The following is an 18,622-nucleotide window of genomic DNA, read 5'->3' on the forward strand; positions in this document are numbered from 1 at the left end:
TACCGCACAAGATTGATTGTAATAACTGTTTCTAGTTAAAAGACTGAAAAATCAATAAATATAAATGGAAAAATTATTGGATAGGGGGAAGTTTATGGGAGATCACTCGAATAAGTCAGATGAAGAACTGGAACGGTTATATTATGAAGGGAATACATGTGCAAGTCGAGATGCAGAAAATAAGTTATACGACAGAGGATATACACTAGATTCTGATAGTGATACATGGGATTTAGCATCAAATCAAAATGATACCCATTCAGTAGGGATTCCAATACCTACTGGACAAGGAACATTCCTTTTGTTTTTAGCTATTTTAATAGGCGGTTTAATCGCTTTTTTCATCGGTGGGTTTCTTGTTATTGCGTACGCGGTTGAATATGCTACATATATTTATATAGGCTTTGTTATATCATTTATACTCATGTATGTAACAAAAGGTAATGCTAGATTTATGAATTTTTTATTCTATTTAGGGTGTTTAGCTCTAGCCACTAGGTTATTTACTAATGTTATTGAACTGTTTGAAAATGTAGATTATGTCACTTTTATAATGAGAGATACTGATGGATTAGGGGTTATTATTAAATACGGAATTATATATATTATATACGCAGCTGTTATTCCCTTATTGTTAATGAAGGTAATAACGGCAATTGTAAGAAAAATAAACTTAAAATCTAATAATAACAATTCTACATTAAATGTTTAAAAAAGAGGTGTCACATAGTTATAAGGTGACACCTCTTTTATTTGATCTAAGAGAAACAGGACAAATTGAGCAAGATGCGGATGTCATTATGCTTATGTATCGTGAAGATTATTATGATAAGGAAACGGTGCAGAAAGAGATGACGGAAATTCATGTGGCAAAGCATCAGAATGGACCTGTGGGGAGTTTTAAGTTGAGATTTTTGAAAGAGTTTGGGCGGTTTGTGGAGGGGAAATAGTGAAAAGACTTGAGTATTACTTTGCGTATAAAATAAAGCATAAGTTTTCCAGTGTATTCACTTATGCTTTATTTTTTGAATATGTTCCTTATTTTCCTATAAAGAAAGATCGTCTCTCTGCAGTAATCCATTGCTCCAAGTCATCTTGGCTACGTCGGACAAGTCGATTTACTAAAACATCATGCCATACATAATCCTCTAATAAGTATATATGAACGGGGTCATCTGTATAAAAAGCAACATTACGCTCTTCAAGTGATGGGCCATAAATCATTTCTTTAGAATCTATTGATAAAATAAACCAATGTTCTGTAGAGAGGGTTTCTGTATAAGTTGTTATACGATGTGCTTCTAGATTTTTAATAGGATTTTCAACATGCAAGGTAATGCCTTGTACTGTGACTTTATCAGCTACCTCAGCTAGGTCCTCTTTTAACGCTTCATACATTTCATCCCACATTGAAATGACAATACGTTGTTCTGCTTTTTTTATTAATGTTTGACAGTAGCTAATGATTGTTTGATTATCTTTTAAAGTAATGACTCGATTATCCGTTTTTTCTTCGGAAGTTTCTAGTTTTTTTAATGAATCACTAATTCCTTCATAAGTAGACTGCCATTCTGATTGCGCCTTCTGTAAAAAGATTTCAACAGGTAGAGGTGAATAGCGGGTAGTGTCATTTATTTCTTCCTTCATGACAATTCCTTTTTCTACAAGGTTACCTAAAATCTCATAAATTCGCGCTCTTGGGACACCCGAATCTTTACTCACTTGATAGGCTGTGACAGGCCCTTGTTTCACAAGAGATACATAAGATTTAGCTTCATATTCATTAAAACCAATTTTTTTAAGCTGTTGTACTATGTAGTCCACTTTTTTGTCCTCCGATGTTTGCTGTTATCCCGCTTTAACGGGCAGTAAGACCCCCACCTCAAAATTCAGCGGAAGCAAAGAAGTTAGGTGGGGGCCGGGCTGCCCGTAAAAGCCCGATTGGTGAGGGCTGATAATCAGTGGGGGATGAACAAAACCCCACTGATTAAAGTTTCACTTTATATTTCAACGTTACAATAACTCTTTACATTTAGCAAATTGATAGTTACTATTACGATAGTGACTAAAGGGGAGGCTACTAATATGGATTTTTATTTAGACCCATCTGTATTAATGATTTTGATTGTTTTTGGGTTTGTGGCTGCATTTATTGATTCAGTTGTAGGTGGTGGCGGACTCATCGCCTTACCAGCTTTATTATTTACAGGATTGAATCCAGCAAGTGCAGTAGCCACAAATAAGCTAGCATCGACGATGGGAAGTGCAACTAGTAATATTGTGTTTTATCGTTCTGGTAATCTTGATTTGAAATCGGCGTTTAAATTATTTCCAATCACTTTCATAGGTTCCATAATAGGGGCGTGGACCGTTCATTTAATGAATCCAGAAGTATTGAAGCCATTGATGCTGGTAATGCTTGGTGCAGTCGCTATTTATACGATATTCAAGAAGGATTGGGGAAGTATTTCTACTCATAAAAAATTGTCTGGTCGACACGTCATTATTTTTACCTTTTTTATTTTTGCTATTGGTTTTTATGATGGATTTCTAGGTCCTGGTACAGGTTCATTTTTAATGTTTGCTCTTTTATTTATTGGGTATGATTTTTTAAAAGCAGCAGGTACGGCGAAGTTTCTTAATTTAGGAAGTAACGTTGGTGCATTGTTCATGTTTATGTATGTAGGGCAAGTAAACTATGCGTATGGTTTTATAATGGGAATTGCTCAAATTGCTGGAGGAATTGTCGGCTCCAAGTTTGCTATAAAAAAAGGAAGCGGGTATGTTCGTGCTCTTTTCATTACAGTAACTTGTTTATTGTTAGCGAAAAATCTGTATGACTATGTGCAGTAAGTAATGTAGAAACGGTGAACTATGCAGGCTACATAAATATAATAATTCCTTTTAACATTTTTTAGATGCTATCTTATTCGAAGATAGCATCTAAAAAAGTCTCATTTAAAAGAGAATGAAAATAATAGTAACGAATATTTTCCCGGGGTATGTTTATCTATTCTACATTCTTTTTATAATTAACCCGTAATAAACTCTTAAAATCCACCTCAGCAATCAACACACTGACTAATATAAGTGTCGCTCCTAAATATCCTTTTCCGGTAAGTGTTTCACCTGTGAAAACGAAAGCAAACCCTGCGGAAAAGACTGGTTCTAATGAAAAGATAAGTCCGGTATGTGTAGGCGTTGTGTATTGCTGGGCGATCACTTGCACGATGAATGCGACTGCAGTGCAAAAGATGCTTAAGGCTAAGATGATGAGCCATGAGTTGATTGTGCTAGGAAGCTTTGGCGTTTCGATAATGAATGAAAAAATAAGACTAAATAGGCCGACGAAACCAAGTTGCACTACTCCAAGTGCAATGGAGTTCACATGTTTCGTTACGCTGCCGGTAATGATGACGTGAATCGCATAAAATAAGGCAGACAGTATGCAAAATATATCGCCGTTACCGATTTTGAATTCGCTCGTTAATGTTAATAAGCCGATTCCTATTATCGTTAAAATGATTCCTACTATAACTTTCTTTTCCGGAATGTGTTTTAAAAATATAGCTGATAATATCGGAATGAAAATGACAGTGAGACAGAGTAAGAAACCAGCATTAGAAACACTCGTATACTTTGTGCCGAAAGTCGCGAAAATGTAAACGATAAATAAGACAGAAGCGAGTATAAATGCATATTTTACCGTTTTAAAATCGATTTTGAATAAATGTTTGTAAAATATTAAACCTGATAAAAGAAAGGCAATAATAAATCGTAATGCGATTAAATTGTATTCTTCTATGCCTTCGAGTCCAACTTTTGTAAGTAAGATGGATGCACCCCAAAAGAATGTAACTAGTAGTAGCATTAAATCCGCTTTTAATTGTAGTTTCATTTCTATTCCCTCGTTATGTATAAAATTTAAAATCCCATACCCCTATCCCCATTGTTTATTTTAATATTAATTCTGAATATTTGTAACTTAAATTTATCGACGGTTTTTTCTCCATAATGAAGAAGCTATTTAAAAATTCCTATCTAACAACATCCGAAGCTGCTTTGCAACAACTTCGGCCAGATGAACATGTATCAGGTCAGCGTATGAACAAAGTGGATGATGCGAGTTAAGAAGGTGGGGTATTCCCGTTCAGTTGTTGAAAGTTCGGATTTGAAGAAGGGTGGTATGTGAGTTGCTAAAGTGAATAAAAATAATGAAACAAGGATCCAATTTCTCTATTTTTTATGGAGAAATTGTTTTTTTTCGTTTTGAAATCATTATGAGAAATTTCTTATATATTTCTCATATATTCATCATGCTTCCTTCACTTTCTTCTCACGTCTACGTTTTACAATCGTATGTATCAAAGGTAAAGGGAGGTCATACATTTTTTACTTATTTCAAAACGAAGGATAGATGGTGGTGAACAGATGAAAAAGAATAAACGTAAAAAATTGCGTTGGTTAAAATGGGTTTTGATCCTTCCGTTACTTCTGGGATTACTACTGTTTGGATTACATAGTATGAAGTTTGAAAGGTGGAATCATGAGAAACATAAGCAAGCAGCATATACTGTTTCTCACGATAAAGAAAGAGAAGCTTTCGTTACGCAAAAAGAGAAATTTAATAACTTTGAGCGAGATAAGCATCATGAAAAACACCATGAAAAAGAGTTTGAAGGTGTATTCTTTATACCATTCCTGTTAGCGTTTGGATTTGTTCTTTTCGGCTGGTACATGCTTCGTAAGTCTGAAGGGAATATGGTTAAAAAGTGGACAGGCATATTCCTCCTAGTTATTGGTGTATTACCAGTTCTTCCGGTGCTCGCATTTGTTCCGATAATTGGTTGGATATATAAAAAATTAAAAGAAAAAAGATTAGCAACTCATATAGATGTATACAGCGATTTTCAAGTGCATCAACAGGTGGATATTTTAGATCAATGGGAAAGAAGTATTCGTAAGGAGGAGAAGTAATAATGGGTATTTTAAAACGTATTAAAAATATTGTAGTGGCGGATGTGCATCAAACGTTAGATAAGATAGAGAATCCGGTTAGTATGTTAAAGCAATATCTTCGCGAGACCGAACAGCAAATTACGAAGGCGGAAAAAGCACTTTCGCATCAATATTATTTAGAAAAAAAATATGAAGCATTAATTTCAGAAACGACTGCTCTTATTGCGAAGAGAACGCGCCAAGCGGAACTTGCTGTATCACGCGAAGAAGATCATATGGCGCAGTTAGCCCTGCAAGAAAAAATTGTGAATGAGAAAAAAGCGGAGTTATACCGCCAGCAGTACGAAATAACAAAAGAGCAAACAGCGACGCTTTATGAACAAATTGACAAACTGCAAAAGAAATATGGAGAATTGCAATATAAAGAACTCGTTCTTGTTTCAAGGTTAAATGCGGCGCAAGCGATAAAAGAAAGCAACAGAGCAATTGATTCGTTCCATACAGAAAGTACAGCGAAAGGTTTTGCACGTATTGAATCTTACGTACAGAAACTAGAAGCAGAAACAGCGGCTAGCAACTACTTTTACAATATGAAGTCTCCGAAGCAACAAGAAGTGTTAGATCAAAATTTACAAGAAGAAGTGCAGCGGGAGTTAGAGAAGTTGAAAGAGAATAAATAGTATGTAAAAAGCCCATTTCATATGGGCTTTTTTTATCGATAAAATTATTCTTTTCCAAACTGAAAAATATCCCGGTTAATAAGTTGGTGGAGATACATATCCATTTCAGTAGCAGAAACTTTTCTTTCATTTTTAAACCACCATGCGTTTAATGAGGTAATTGCCCCTGAATAAAATTCAATGATTAAATCATTTGGCATCGTATGATTTTTACACAGTTGATTTAACGCTTCTATTTCTTGTTTTCTCGTTTCGTGACTTAAATATTGTGCACGACTAATAAATTGTTCATCAGACATTTGTGTTTCTAATATTTTACCGATTTCTTCATGATGTAGGAATTGTTCCATTACTTGAAATGGTTTACTTAATCGATCTGAGACCGGTATTTCAGCAATCATCTTGCCGTATCGTTTAAATCCAAATGTTAATAAAGCATCTTTATCTTCAAAGTGTTTATAAAAAGTTGTTCGGTGTACCATTGCGCGGTCACATATTTGGTTAATTGTGATCGTACTATATTTCTGTTTTGATTGTGTCATTAATTCGAATAAGGAATCCCATAGTAATTTATGTGTACGTCTAATACGTAAATCAAGTTGTTTTTCATTATCATTCATCTACAATTCTCCTTTTTTGTAGATTAAATATACAGTGGCTGAAAATTGATTCTCCCTTTTTAATCTACATATGTATATTATATTACATGTGTTCCGGTGTATTTAAAATGTTTTAAGTAAGAAACAGGAGGAGAATTTGTAAATGAATATGACAACTAAGAGCCCTGCAAGTGGCAAAGTTGATACTTCTAATTTGAAACATACCCCCATTTTAATTGCATTACTTTTAGGGGCAATGGTTGCATTATTAAACGAAACGTTACTTGGTAATGCGTTAACAGTATTAATGAAAGAATTCGACGTAACAGCTTCAACGATTCAATGGCTTTCTACAGCATACATGTTGGTGGTTGGGGTTTTAGTCCCAATTACAGCGTTACTTCAGCAATGGCTTACAACGAGACAGATGTTTTTGATCGCTATGGTAACGTTTTTAGCTGGTACATTAATTGCGGGATTTGCACCGACATTTTCTGTTTTATTAATTGGCCGTATCGTCCAAGCGATAGCGACAGGGTTAATTTCACCGTTATTAATGAATACGATTTTAATTATTTGTCCGCCTGAAAAACGCGGTGCCACAATGGGATTAATCGCACTTGTGATGATGGCAGCTCCGGCAATTGGTCCTACATTATCTGGAGTAATTGTGGATTCATTAAATTGGCGCTGGTTATTCTATATCGTTATTCCTATCGTGATCATTTCCATTATGATTGGAATGAAGTATATTCAAAATGTTTCAGAGTTAACAAGACCAAAAGTAGATTATCCATCTATCCTTTTATCGACATTAGGATTTGGCGGGCTTGTGTATAGCTTTAGTGCATCGGGTGATTTAGGATGGTCCGATGGGAAAGTATATGGTGCTTTAATTGTTGGGCTTATCTCATTATGTATTTTTGTAATTCGACAATTGAAAATTGAGAATCCAATTTTAGAATTACGCGCATTTAAATTTCCGATGTTTACATTATCAGTTGGATTAATTGTCATTGTGATGATGTCGTTATTTTCAACAATGACTTTATTACCGATGTTCCTGCAAACCGTTTTACTCGTTACAGCTTTTAAATCAGGAATTATCATGCTTCCGGGAAGTATTATTAGCGCTATAATGGAACCAATTGCAGGTAAACTATTTGATAAATTTAGTCCGAAAGTTATTATCGTTCCCGGCATTGTGTTAGTAGGGATTGCAATGTTCTTATTTAAAGGCATTACACCTGACACATCAATGTTACAAATTATTATTATGCATAGCGTATTAATGGTTGGACTCATGTTTGTCATGACAGCACAAACATACGGTTTAAATCAATTAACACCAGATTTATATCCGCACGGAACAGCACTGTTTAATACGCTGCAGCAAGTAGCTGGCGCAATTGGTACGGCTATCTTTATTTCAAAAATGTCTTCAGGAACAACTCAGTATATGGAAAGCTCCGCAAATCCAATGGATCCAGTAGAGAAGTTAAATGGTTTAACGTCAGGATTCCAAGGTGCATTTGCACTTGGATTAGTCTTTATCGTTGTTGCATTTATCGTATCGTTGTTCTTAAAAGAAGAGAAAAAGGGAGTAAAGGTAGCAGGGGTTTTACAGAACGAAAATTAAGATTTATATAAAAAGACATCTTTATGATTAAAGATGTCTTTTACATTTCCTCCGTAACATCATACCGAAGCAACTCTTCCTGATTATAAAACCTCTCAAAAATAAGCCCCATAATATAGAAGAATACTAGACCAAAACAAATATGAATAAGTGTAAAAGTAGTGCCAAATGAAGAAAATTCATACACGAGAATTGGCAATTTCGCAGTTGTCCAAACGCCTAAGAAAAATACGATGTACCGAATGCTTGCACCTTTTTTTAATAGTAGTGCTGCGATTGGAAAGGCGACGTAGAGAGGACCAGCTGCAATGCCGCCTAATAATAGAGAGAATAAGATACCATAGATGCCTGATTTTTCACCCATATATTTCATGAGCGTTTCTTTTTTCACCCACTGATCAAGTAGCCCTACAAATAGTAAGACAGGGGGGAGGAGAAACAGCATATCTAAAATGCTATTTCCTGTTAGTTGTAATGCACTCCATCCTAAAGATTGATTTATAAAAGTTAATAGAAAGAGCCCGAGTAGTAAGACGAAAAAGAAGCGATATCTCTTTAGTTCTTTCATACCATCACCATCCAAATGATATAGGAGAATAGAAGAGACATGAGCAAAGCAGATGCATTACGTGCGTAAGCAAAGCTTCGCCCAAATATCTTTTGTTCCATCGGCAAGGTTGTAATTCCTACTGACATGAATGTAGACATAAGTGCCGCAACTTGAGGTAAGCCTGCACCGTGTTGGACTAACGTATGACCAAGAGGAAATACGACAAAGCTTGGAATAAGTGCAATGGATCCGAGTATTGCTGAATACATAATACCTAACACTCCGGACTGTTCTCCAATGATAGAAGAGATAAAGGACGGCGTTAATATAGAAAGCGATAAGCCAACGAAAAGCATGACGGAGAGCATCGCAGGGAGAAGGTTGCGAAACATTTTCCACGACTTCATTAGAGCATCTTTTGTTTTCTTGCGGTCCTTCATAAAAGAAATCCCCGTAAGAATAATGGCTAAAGTATAAAGAATCACGCCGTTAATCATGGTCGGATTCCTGTAAGTCTTTATATTTGCCCAGGAAAAAGGATAAGTTCTTCATTTTTTCTTCAATGTCCATTTGAAAGTCTGCCAATTGTTCCTTTCCAGCAGGCGTAATTTTGTACATCTTTCTCGGTTTGTCTTGATGATCTGTGCTTACGTAAGATTCAATCGCACCTTCGTTTTCTAATTTCTTTAACGTGCGATATAAAATGGCACTATCGATTGGATTGACGGGAAGTTCTTCCTCGCACTTTTGTAGTAATTGCCCGCCGTAGTTATCGCCCTCAGCTAAAAATAACAAAAGAAATGCACCTGTATGTCTTCCTGTATGTTTCATGGGTTTTCCTCCTAGAATGAATTAGGATATATACTGTTAATGACAGTATACTGTTGTTAACAGTATATGGTGCATGAAGTGTTATGTCAATTTTAAAATGTGTAATTCTTCAGAAGAAAAATATAATCGGTTTAATTGTAATTGTTTTCTGATTTTGTTGAGTGACAAAATTAAAGCATGCGGCATTCTCGTTCAAATGTTTATTGAGTGCCTCGGTTGAAATACAACTAACAGTAGCTTCATTTAATTTTGTGCAAAGAGTAACTAAAGACTCAGAACTGATTGTTTGTCCTAAAAATACAAAGAGTAATAGAAGATTCTGTGCCTGAGATTTTTGTTTTGGTTGAATCATACCTGTTTAATACATAAGTTCCTCGATTGGGCTTCATTGTTTATAGCCATAAATTAAAACACCCTTTCATACAGTACTGCATGGAAGGGTACCCTAATTCATTATTTTATTCATTTTCTTAAGTTGATGGCTATGCTCTTATGAGTGCCTACAGTGTTAGTTTTTAAGTTCTAAATTTTTAGAATGAGACATGGAACTTACATGATATTTTTCTCCACCGTATTCTACATCTGCAGAAAAGGTTTTACTCTCATCATCTTTTATATGCCCGTTTATAAAGACGGTTTGAAAATCACTTGGGGCAAATTTATGTCCTGTAATGACTACTTCTAAATTCTCTTTTTCTTTGAAATATTTAATAGTTACTTCTTCGGCCTTTTTTACTATTTTTTGTTCTTCTTTCTTATCATCATTCATGTTACATCCTCCTAAAATGATTAATATAAAAATAATACTCAAACTGGAAAAGATTTTTCTCAATTCAATTCCCTCCATTAATGGTATCTAATATTTAAATCTATACTTTGTGGAATTGATTGAGCTATTAGATCAAAAAAGAGACGCTGTAATTAATGTTTCTTTACAATAAGTGTACTCTTACAGTTTAAGCATACTATTTCTTTTTGTTTGAATACAAGGTGCTGCCTATTACAAGTTAGGAAAATAATACCAAAAGAGGTTAAACGTAATGTATTATATTCATGACTCTAAAAACCCGTTGTTTAAGAGGAGTTTATATAAGGGAGACGTAGTAATCAGTTCATAGGGCATTAACGGATTATATATGTAAATTGAGTGCAGCTAGAGGGGAAATTAATTATTATAAGTAAAAAAAAGACACTCTCAAGAGTGCCTCCCCTTAGCAGCCGAATCCGCCGCCCCAACAGCTAGCGCCAACGATGATTAATAAGATAAAGAGTACAACTAGTAAAGCGAAACCGCCGCCGAAACCGCAGCCTCCACCACAACTACCGCCATAGCCCATATTAACTCCTCCTTCCATAAAGACCATTAATTAATGGATTTAATTCACTTTATGTTTTTACGGATAATCTTGAGCAGGTCCTTTTGAAAAATAAAGGTGCTTAGATTTTAAAAGAGTTGACAACATTATTTTTGTCACCGCTATTCGGCTGATGACATATTGTATTTTATTCTGTGTATTGGGGGAAGGAGGATCTTTATGGCCAATTCTGAAATGATTTTACGATTACTTACGGATTTAAAGATTGAACAGCAAGCCTTAAAAGAGCAGTTGGAAAAAATACAGACAGCTGTGAATACTCTTGAAGAAAAATCAGCAATTGTGGAAGAAAAACCAAAGACTATTGAAGAAAAACCAGCTGTTGCTGCTGCAAAGCAAAGAGCTCATTCTGGACACCCAACATCTTTTCGTGCTTGGAGAGCATCTGCTCAACGGAATTCATAAAAAATATAAGAAAAGAAGACATCTAGTAAGATGTCTTCTTTTGCTTGTACAATCCAAATGAAGTTAAGAAGATATATCTATATTGCTTTAAAAATAAGAAGAAAATAACGATTGTCGACTCCTTTTTTAGTATAGCATGTAATAGTGAAATTTTTCTATGTAATATTGCATATATACGAATTATACAATTTTTATCGTATATATTTTAATTGTCTGTTATTTGTTTTAATTCATTTACTTATATTATTTTTTGAGTGCCCCAGTGATGGGGCCTTTTTTTATAATTGTTTTAAAGTGGAAACCCCTCAAGCATAAGGAGGGGTTCCATAACTAGGGAAATGGTTATTAGTGTTTAATAAGATGAAGCTCAGGATATTGCTTCTGAATTTCTTCTAAATGATTTTCGTTTATCCCTTTTAAAGTTTGATCGAAAAAGCTAGTTACTAGTTTATTAATGAGTTTATAATTTGCGGCTACATCTTCACCGGGTTCATTAATAATACGTGAAAATGCGGCTAAATCTGTAAAACTATTATGATTTGTTTTTGGAATTACAACTGTGTACACGCCAGGTTTTTCAATGGTTTTATTTCTTAAATAGGATATTTCAAACAATTCATCTTGGATTCCGCCTGTCTTTTGATTCTCCGCTTCTTTCATATACTGAATGGTAGCTTCAGCGTTCATCAACATGAATGGTTTCTGAGGGCCGTCTTTAGGCATTGGATCTCCATACAATCCGCCGTCCATATCAATTGCAGCTTTAATACGAGTATCCTTTATTAACATTTGCGCGGCAGTTGCTCCTCCATAAGAGTGACCTAACATGCCGATTTTGTCATCGTCAATTAAATTTGCAATGGCTGTAAAGTTTTTATCAAAATTGCCTTTTATTACTTCGTTTAAAACAAAAGTAGTATCCTGTTCCCAATTTCGAACCATGTTATTTAAAGCGTTAGGTGTAAATTCAATTGGTACGGAATCTATACGTTTTCCATTAGGGAAAATTGTTGTTGCTGCGTATCCTGTGAAATTAAGAGCGATTACTACATAACCTTGACTAGCTAATTCTTCTAACTGGAATGTATTTTGTTGTCCGTATAATTCCATCCCATGGCCGAATAAAAGGAGTGGGAATTTTTCTTTAACTTGAAGTGGCTTAGCACCTTGATAAGAATGTGTTTTTGTCAGCCCTAAATGTGTCGTTACGATATACGGAGCACCTTTTGTTACACCCAATTGTTCAGCGAGGGCGTCTATGTTCTCAAAGTAGGCAGAAGGTTTCCCAGATCCTTTTTCAGCAGGATAGTACACTTGTATCATAAGTTCACGATTTCCATGACTACTACTCGGTACAATGGTTTCTTTTCGATTTGTATCAATTAAATGAAAAGCTTTCGTTCCTACTGTATATTTTCCTGTAGGCTCTGGGAGTGTTAAGATCGGAAAAAGCAAGGGTAGCGTAAACATTGCGATAGCAGTTACGATAATTCCTAACCCTTTTAAAATTTTGATCACTAACTTTTTAGAAACAGCTGTAGTTTTTGGTTTCAAAAAAACTTGTAATGTTAAAACGAACAATAAGAAATAGGCAGGGATCATCCGCCAGTTTGCGTCAATTAATACGATGGTGGCTAATAAGAATGTGTAATTTATTATTAAGATGAATACATTCTTTTTCGTCAACCCGCGCTTGATAAAGATAAGTTGGATGCTAGACAAAAGTAATACAGCAACAAAAATGATTTCTAACATTTTCAGTTTTTAGCTCCTTTCCTAATCATATAAATGTAGATTGCTAAATTGATAATCTATAATCTTATCGGTTATATAACCGTCATTGATAATTGTATGCATGTAAGTAAGTTTAGAATGTTTTCAGATGACATATTAAGAAAAAAGTACTCATACGAGTACCTTTTTCTTAAACCGTGCCCCATAAATGATAAACCATACCGATAACAAAAAAAGCGAGTCCCACAAATAAAACGATTAAAGCAAGTATTCCATTTTTATTATGTTCCATACAGTCAGCTCCTTTTTAGTTATATAGAAAAAAGCCTTTAGTCGTAATTATGGCTAAAGGCTTTGGGTATCATACGTTTAAGTTTATAAAAATTTACTTGGTTATGTATCCCACTATTTGCGGGCTAATAATCAGTGGAGGGTGGACAAAGCCCCGGCTGATTAAAGTTCCACTGTATGGGAGACTTATATCCTGTAATAATGAGAAAAACAATATAATGATTCCGATGGAAATAGGTTGTATATTTGAATGTAATCCAAAATGAAAGAAGAATTTACGGCGTTACTAAATGTATTAACTTGATAATGATGCTTGATTATTAGAATCGAAAAATTTTATTTTTATTATAATTAATAGAAATGAAAGTAGTATAAATATAAATCCACTCCAAATAAGCTGGTGAATACCTAAGTTTGAAATAAACCAGCCTCCAATAGTTGTACCTAAAGTAATTCCGAGATTGGAGAATGAAACGAATAGGCTATTACCAAATTCAGGTGCTTCTTTTGCTTCGCTTATTAACCATGTTTGACCAACAATTAATCCGCCGGCATGTATGATTCCCCAAATGAATACCATAAAAATCATTGGAACAAGGTAGGAGCCTAAATAATAAACCAATATGTAAACAATAGAATATAAAATAGGGAACGATATTACTGTATTTACTATACTTTTTTGTAGGAGACCACCAAATAATTGATTGCCTAAAATCATAACTATACCAAATATAAATAGCATAATACTGATGAGCGATCCATTCATAGAAGTTACTTTTGCAAGGTACTCGGCGAAATAGCTGTATACAGAAAACATGGCCGCAAAAAGGAATGTGACGGTTAAAATATTTAACCATAATCCCGGTTTTCCGAGTATGCGAATTTGTTTGCCAAAGGACATTTTTTCTTTAACAGGCATAGAAGGAAGTGAAATTAATATTCCAATGAATGCAAGAGCGTTAACAAGCGCTCCGAATAAGAAAGCAATTTCTAGTGAAAACTGGTCTGCAAGGTAAGAGGTTAATGGTACACCTAGAGCAAAACCAACTGTAATTCCCATAAAAACTTTTGTAACTGCTTGACCACTTTTTTCAGGGGGGACAAGTTTAGCAGCAGTTACAAGAGCGATTGAAAAGAAGAGTGGGTGAAGAGCTGCTGGTAAAATACGAAAAATAAGCATGATTTCAAATTGTGTTGTATAAGCGTAGATTATATTTGAAATAACAAAAACAAAGATTGCTGTTATTAAAATTATTTTTCGATTCACACTAGAGACGAGCAAAATTAAAAACGGACCAGAAATAGCAACAACTAGCGCGAATATACTTACTAAAAATCCTGCTTGTGCAGTGGAAATACCAAATTTCTGAGTGATTTGTGGTAATACACCGACAATACCCATCTCGGTAGTAATAATTCCGAACACACCTATTGCTAGTGTCAGAATAAGTAAAGGATTTACTTTTTTCATTTGTAAAAATCTCCATTCTTATTATTATTTTGAAAATAAAGTTGATTCATTAACAAAGAAAATGAGCATTATTATAAGTATGATTGGATGTAAATAGTATTAGAATTATGTAATGTTAAATACAATAACAGATATCTAAATAACTAGATATGATATGTTAAAAAATTTTCTCCTTTCTATGTTTTTTGCTTTTATAGGTAGTGCAATTTTATAAAAGAGTAATTGGACACCTGTAAAAAAGCAGAAGGTGTGAAAGCTACTAATCAATTGGTAGTTTGATTAGTAGCTTTTACTTTATAATTCGTTTTGGACATATTCAGAAAACGCCCGTATTGTTTCTTCATTTCGACGATAGTATGTCCATTTTCCAATTCGATCAGAGTCTAGTAGCCCTGCCTTTTTCATAGTTAATAAATAACTAGAAATAACCGATTGGGCTAAGCCAGTTTTAAGCTGGATATCTCCTACACACACTCCAATCTGAAAATTAATTCCTTGTTCTAAATAAGGTTTTTCGTCGAAATGGTTTTCTGGATTTTTTAACCATGATAAAATTTGACATCTTGTTTCATTTGACAATGCTTTATAAATTAATGAAGGTTCCATAAGGATATTATATCTACTTTTATAGATTTGTAAATGGGTTTTGGTGATTTTAAGGGAAGGAGGTATATGTAGATTCTTTTAAATGTGAATGGGATGCTCTAGTAAGGGGGGGTTCTAGATGTGAATTTATAAAAAGTTGTACTTCTGTATGAATTTGGAATATGATTATTTAAAGAGTAGGTGATGAGTACATGCAGGAAACAAAACAATTCCCGCTTATATCTGGAAATCTCTCATTAGATTTAGTGAATACAGAGTTAGTTAGGCGTGGACAACGTTATGATTTATTAATAACAGATGAAGATGTATTAGAATGGATACATGTAATAAAGGTTAATTTGCCTTTTTGGAATGAAAAAACACTTATAGAAATTCAAGAGCGCATGAATCAAGTTACATCTAGCATATTAGAGGCAAGAGAGGTACTGAGAAAACAGTTTGAGGCAATTGCTGATCAGCACGAAATTTCTAATGATTTTATTACGTATTTAGAAAAACAAATTGAGAAGGCACCATTTACATATAAAGTCATTGAACAACGTCTAGTACCTGTCCCAGTTGGAGAAATTGAGGATGTACTTGTATCGATAATTGCATTGGATGCTTTAACCTTAATAACAGAAAATAAGCTTATTTCTCTTAAAAGGTGTTCAAATCCCGACTGTGTTTTATTATTTATAGATAAAAGTGGAAAACGAAAATGGTGTTCTATGAAAATATGCGGGAACCGGAAAAAGGTAGCAAAATTCCAGGATCGAAAATGTGAAGAGGTTTAGGGGATCAACTGATAGCAGTTGATCTTTTTTTTATGTATTTTTAAACTAACCCCTAAAATTAATATTGACCGGTTAGTTTGTTTAGAATATAATTGTTGGTAAATAAAGGAGGAGAATGATGAATCCTATAACAGCAGCTAAGCAGCAAGAGGCTCAACCAATAAGGGTACGATATTTTGCAAAAATGAAAGGGAAAGGAAGAAGTCCGTTACAAGTAAATATAAAAGATTCTTTAATGGGATTATTGGGGGGATTTTTAACAATTCTCACCTTAACATATTTAACGAGTATAACTTCTACAGAATTGTTAATGGCTCCATTTGGGGCGAGTTGTGTATTAGCGTTTGGAGTTTGGAATGCACCGTTATCGCAGCCGCGTAATATTATTGGAGGACATTTGATTTCAACTTTCATTGGTCTATCAATATATCATTTGTTTGGGAATGAATATTGGACAATTGCTTTAGCAGTTGGGATGTCGATTGCTATTATGATGTTAACGAGAACAACACATCCTCCGGCAGGGGCTGATCCAATTATCGTTATTTTAGGGGCATACAGTTGGAGTTATTTAGTAACACCCGTTTTAGTTGGTTCTCTTGTTATTGTAGTTATTGCTTTATTCATCAATAACATGAGTAGTAAAAGAAGCTATCCAACTTTTTGGATATAATTAATAAGGTGAAAAACAATTTGAGTAAGTATCCCGTTTTTCCTATGTCTTCATTTCATATACTTTTTAGTTTACAAAGAAAAGACACCCATATAAGAGTGTCTTTTCCGATAGTTTGTTTAGCAGAAGCAAGCAGCTCCAACGATGATTAATAAAATGAATAACACAACTAGTAAAGCAAAGCCTCCAGCGAAGCCACAGCCTCCACAACTACCACCAAAGCCCATAATAGTTCCTCCTTTAAATAAGAGGGAGAAAACAAAGGATCACTCATGCGTTTTAACGGATTCTATATACTTTATGTTTGACGCATGAATGTGAGCAGGTCCTTTTGAAAATAAAAAAAGACACCTTGAGGTGCCTTCTGTTCAATGGATGTAATTAATATTCGTTAGCATAAAACTCTTTTATTAGCTTTATTTCATTTGTATCCGGATCAAACTTAAATATTTTAATTTGATTAGATTCGTCTTTATAGGCAAATGTATGATCGCCAACTTGGGTCATATTGCTAGTGTTTAAGATAGGGTCACTATCATGATCAGTGATTTCCACAGGTTTGTCACGATCCCAAAATGCAATGACAATGATTAAGATAATAAGGCATATACGTATGTTACGTAGTTCTCTTGCTAGAGGATGCTCCATATGATAGTCTCCTTTTTCATTTGCTAGATTTTGTGTATAAAAGAGATATTTTCGATGAGAATATAAATAAAAAAGACACTGTAAAAAGTGTCTTTTTTATTTGATTTATGCGCGTTGCTTAATAAGACGCTAGTTCCTCAGTATAAATATGAGTAACTATGTAGGGTGATTTCATTATAACATTTTAACCAGTAATGGGTCTATATGGAATTTTTGTAATGATTATGTTTATTTATTCAGAATGATAGATGTAGTGAAAGATAAATGCTACCTGCAGCAATTGTAAAATATAATGATGTTTGCTTTGTAAAAAAATATTCAATAATTCATCATTGCAACCGCTTACTTTTTGTGTATAATGAAGGTAAGTTAATAAGTAAAAGGATTGTTACTGTTCGGCAGGCAAAACCTAAATTGATTTAGAGGCTACGGGTGTAGTGTGGCTTTTGGAATCAGTTTAGGTTTTTTTATTACCTTTTGTGAATTTAAGAAGAAGAAGGCGGAACACTATGAGAATCCATAAAATCTTAAATAACAATGTTGTTTGTACGATGAAGGATAATGAGACAGAAGTTGTACTTATGGGCAGAGGTTTGGGATTTCAGAAAAAAGTAGGCGATACGATTGATGAATCTAAGATAGAAAAGACCTTTGTGCTAGAAACAAGGGAATTATCAGAGAAACTTGCTAGGCTGCTAACTGAAATTCCTGTAGAAAATTTAGAGATTACCGAGAGAATTATTCAGTTTGCTAAGACAGTTTTGCCGGGGACTTTAAGTGATTATATTTATCTTACATTAACGGATCACTTAAGTTTCGCCTTAACTCGGCATAAAGAAGGAATGGATCTGAAAAATACTTTGCTTTGGGAGATTAAGAGATTCTATCAGAAAGAGTTTGAAATTGGTCTACAAGCTTTGAACATTATTGAAGAAGAGACTGGCTTTAGACTTTCTGAAGATGAAGCAGGGTCAATTGCCTTGCATTTCGTGAATGCGCAGCAAGGAGAGCCGGCAATGCAGCAAACGGTGGCGATGACGAAAATCGTCCAAGATATTTTAAATGTTGTAAAGTACCACTATAAGATGAACTTAGATGAAAATTCATTTAATTATAGTCGGTTCGTAACGCATTTACGATACTTTGCCCAGCGTTTAATGCAGAAGGAATTGCATTCGGCAGAGGATGATTTTTTATACGAGCAAGTGAAAAGTAAGTATGAAGAGGCATATTGTTGTACAGAAAAAATTGAAGCATACTTACAAAAAGCACATAATAGTCATCTTTCAAAAGATGAAAAAGTGTACTTAACGTTGCACATTCATCGTGTAACGAAACGCAATGCATTATGTAATTGAATAAACGGGATTGTTACTGTTTGGCA

General features: G+C 34.4%; 23 protein-coding genes. 10 read left to right on the top strand and 13 right to left on the bottom strand.

Annotated features, from left to right (window positions below):
* Positions 1 to 94 precede the first annotated feature (94 nt).
* Complete coding sequence (locus tag EKQ63_RS06395) at positions 95 to 712, top strand: hypothetical protein (RefSeq protein WP_143880867.1); 618 nt, start codon at positions 95 to 97, stop codon at positions 710 to 712.
* 7 nt (positions 713 to 719) lie between these two features.
* Positions 720 to 950 carry a DnaB-like helicase C-terminal domain-containing protein gene (locus EKQ63_RS06400; protein WP_263053824.1) on the top strand — a complete coding sequence of 77 codons (231 nt, stop codon included), beginning with the start codon at positions 720 to 722 and terminating at the stop codon, positions 948 to 950.
* 88 nt (positions 951 to 1,038) lie between these two features.
* Here the strand turns inward: EKQ63_RS06400 and EKQ63_RS06405 are convergent, their stop codons facing one another.
* A complete protein-coding gene (locus tag EKQ63_RS06405; protein WP_143880869.1) occupies positions 1,039 to 1,824 on the bottom strand; it encodes a TrmB family transcriptional regulator in 786 nt (261 codons plus the stop codon).
* A 261-nt stretch (positions 1,825 to 2,085) separates the two neighbouring features.
* Between EKQ63_RS06405 and EKQ63_RS06410 the strand changes: the two genes are divergently transcribed.
* Positions 2,086 to 2,853 (top strand): TSUP family transporter, encoded by a 768-nt coding sequence (locus EKQ63_RS06410; RefSeq protein ID WP_087995468.1) that lies wholly within the window; start codon positions 2,086 to 2,088, stop codon positions 2,851 to 2,853.
* Between the two features lie 157 nt (positions 2,854 to 3,010).
* Here the strand turns inward: EKQ63_RS06410 and EKQ63_RS06415 are convergent, their stop codons facing one another.
* On the bottom strand, positions 3,011 to 3,898 hold the full coding sequence (locus EKQ63_RS06415) for a DMT family transporter (RefSeq protein ID WP_087995466.1): 888 nt from the start codon (positions 3,896 to 3,898) through the stop codon (positions 3,011 to 3,013).
* A gap of 533 nt (positions 3,899 to 4,431) precedes the next feature.
* Between EKQ63_RS06415 and EKQ63_RS06420 the strand changes: the two genes are divergently transcribed.
* The gene (locus EKQ63_RS06420; protein ID WP_143880870.1) at positions 4,432 to 4,977 is read left to right on the top strand and encodes a hypothetical protein; all 546 of its coding nucleotides are present in this window, start codon (positions 4,432 to 4,434) and stop codon (positions 4,975 to 4,977) included.
* A 2-nt stretch (positions 4,978 to 4,979) separates the two neighbouring features.
* Positions 4,980 to 5,639, top strand: a complete 660-nt coding sequence (locus tag EKQ63_RS06425) for a PspA/IM30 family protein (RefSeq protein ID WP_087951522.1) — start codon at positions 4,980 to 4,982, stop codon at positions 5,637 to 5,639.
* Between the two features lie 44 nt (positions 5,640 to 5,683).
* On the opposite strand, the gene EKQ63_RS06430 is transcribed toward EKQ63_RS06425, so the two are convergent.
* Positions 5,684 to 6,259 carry a TetR/AcrR family transcriptional regulator gene (locus EKQ63_RS06430; protein WP_143880871.1) on the bottom strand — a complete coding sequence of 192 codons (576 nt, stop codon included), beginning with the start codon at positions 6,257 to 6,259 and terminating at the stop codon, positions 5,684 to 5,686.
* A gap of 142 nt (positions 6,260 to 6,401) precedes the next feature.
* On the opposite strand from EKQ63_RS06430, the gene EKQ63_RS06435 reads away from it, so the two are divergent.
* Complete coding sequence (locus EKQ63_RS06435; RefSeq protein WP_143880872.1) at positions 6,402 to 7,877, top strand: MDR family MFS transporter; 1,476 nt, start codon at positions 6,402 to 6,404, stop codon at positions 7,875 to 7,877.
* Between the two features lie 40 nt (positions 7,878 to 7,917).
* Here the strand turns inward: EKQ63_RS06435 and EKQ63_RS06440 are convergent, their stop codons facing one another.
* The 5 genes from EKQ63_RS06440 to EKQ63_RS06465 form a co-directional block, all read right to left on the bottom strand.
* Entirely contained in the window at positions 7,918 to 8,445 is a 528-nt protein-coding gene (locus tag EKQ63_RS06440; protein ID WP_143880873.1) for a permease, read from the bottom strand.
* Positions 8,442 to 8,924 (bottom strand): hypothetical protein, encoded by a 483-nt coding sequence (locus EKQ63_RS06445; RefSeq protein ID WP_143880874.1) that lies wholly within the window; start codon positions 8,922 to 8,924, stop codon positions 8,442 to 8,444. Before EKQ63_RS06445 ends, EKQ63_RS06440 begins: the two co-directional genes overlap by 4 nt.
* Entirely contained in the window at positions 8,917 to 9,258 is a 342-nt protein-coding gene (locus EKQ63_RS06450) for a PadR family transcriptional regulator (RefSeq protein ID WP_000683189.1), read from the bottom strand. Before EKQ63_RS06450 ends, EKQ63_RS06445 begins: the two co-directional genes overlap by 8 nt.
* 508 nt (positions 9,259 to 9,766) lie before the next feature.
* Complete coding sequence (locus EKQ63_RS06460) at positions 9,767 to 10,027, bottom strand: hypothetical protein (RefSeq protein ID WP_000997169.1); 261 nt, start codon at positions 10,025 to 10,027, stop codon at positions 9,767 to 9,769.
* A 442-nt stretch (positions 10,028 to 10,469) separates the two neighbouring features.
* The gene (locus EKQ63_RS06465; protein ID WP_000540377.1) at positions 10,470 to 10,595 is read right to left on the bottom strand and encodes a YjcZ family sporulation protein; all 126 of its coding nucleotides are present in this window, start codon (positions 10,593 to 10,595) and stop codon (positions 10,470 to 10,472) included.
* A gap of 198 nt (positions 10,596 to 10,793) precedes the next feature.
* Between EKQ63_RS06465 and EKQ63_RS06470 the strand changes: the two genes are divergently transcribed.
* Positions 10,794 to 11,039, top strand: coding sequence for a hypothetical protein (locus EKQ63_RS06470; RefSeq protein ID WP_016716656.1), 246 nt, complete (start codon positions 10,794 to 10,796; stop codon positions 11,037 to 11,039).
* A gap of 345 nt (positions 11,040 to 11,384) precedes the next feature.
* Here the strand turns inward: EKQ63_RS06470 and EKQ63_RS06475 are convergent, their stop codons facing one another.
* The 3 genes from EKQ63_RS06475 to EKQ63_RS06485 form a co-directional block, all read right to left on the bottom strand.
* Complete coding sequence (locus tag EKQ63_RS06475; protein ID WP_087965719.1) at positions 11,385 to 12,794, bottom strand: alpha/beta hydrolase family protein; 1,410 nt, start codon at positions 12,792 to 12,794, stop codon at positions 11,385 to 11,387.
* A 565-nt stretch (positions 12,795 to 13,359) separates the two neighbouring features.
* Positions 13,360 to 14,535, bottom strand: a complete 1,176-nt coding sequence (locus EKQ63_RS06480) for an MFS transporter (protein ID WP_143880875.1) — start codon at positions 14,533 to 14,535, stop codon at positions 13,360 to 13,362.
* Positions 14,536 to 14,829: 294 nt separating this feature from the next.
* A complete protein-coding gene (locus EKQ63_RS06485) occupies positions 14,830 to 15,141 on the bottom strand; it encodes an ArsR/SmtB family transcription factor (protein ID WP_060629779.1) in 312 nt (103 codons plus the stop codon).
* Positions 15,142 to 15,332: 191 nt separating this feature from the next.
* On the opposite strand from EKQ63_RS06485, the gene EKQ63_RS06490 reads away from it, so the two are divergent.
* Together EKQ63_RS06490 and EKQ63_RS06495 are read left to right on the top strand one after the other, a co-directional pair.
* On the top strand, positions 15,333 to 15,917 hold the full coding sequence (locus EKQ63_RS06490; RefSeq protein WP_087951528.1) for a CGNR zinc finger domain-containing protein: 585 nt from the start codon (positions 15,333 to 15,335) through the stop codon (positions 15,915 to 15,917).
* 118 nt (positions 15,918 to 16,035) lie between these two features.
* Entirely contained in the window at positions 16,036 to 16,590 is a 555-nt protein-coding gene (locus EKQ63_RS06495) for an HPP family protein (protein WP_143880876.1), read from the top strand.
* A 119-nt stretch (positions 16,591 to 16,709) separates the two neighbouring features.
* Here the strand turns inward: EKQ63_RS06495 and EKQ63_RS06500 are convergent, their stop codons facing one another.
* Positions 16,710 to 16,817, bottom strand: a complete 108-nt coding sequence (locus EKQ63_RS06500) for a YjcZ family sporulation protein (protein WP_000505670.1) — start codon at positions 16,815 to 16,817, stop codon at positions 16,710 to 16,712.
* A gap of 154 nt (positions 16,818 to 16,971) precedes the next feature.
* Positions 16,972 to 17,238, bottom strand: coding sequence for a YmzC family protein (locus EKQ63_RS06505; RefSeq protein WP_088326359.1), 267 nt, complete (start codon positions 17,236 to 17,238; stop codon positions 16,972 to 16,974).
* Positions 17,239 to 17,747: 509 nt separating this feature from the next.
* Between EKQ63_RS06505 and licT the strand changes: the two genes are divergently transcribed.
* Positions 17,748 to 18,596: a BglG family transcription antiterminator LicT gene (gene licT, locus EKQ63_RS06510; protein ID WP_087951531.1), complete on the top strand. Its 849-nt coding sequence runs from the start codon at positions 17,748 to 17,750 to the stop codon at positions 18,594 to 18,596.
* Positions 18,597 to 18,622: the final 26 nt, after the last annotated feature.

This window comes from Bacillus sp. BD59S (assembly GCF_007363175.1).
GTDB classification, from domain to species: Bacteria; Bacillota; Bacilli; order Bacillales; family Bacillaceae_G; genus Bacillus_A; species Bacillus_A pacificus.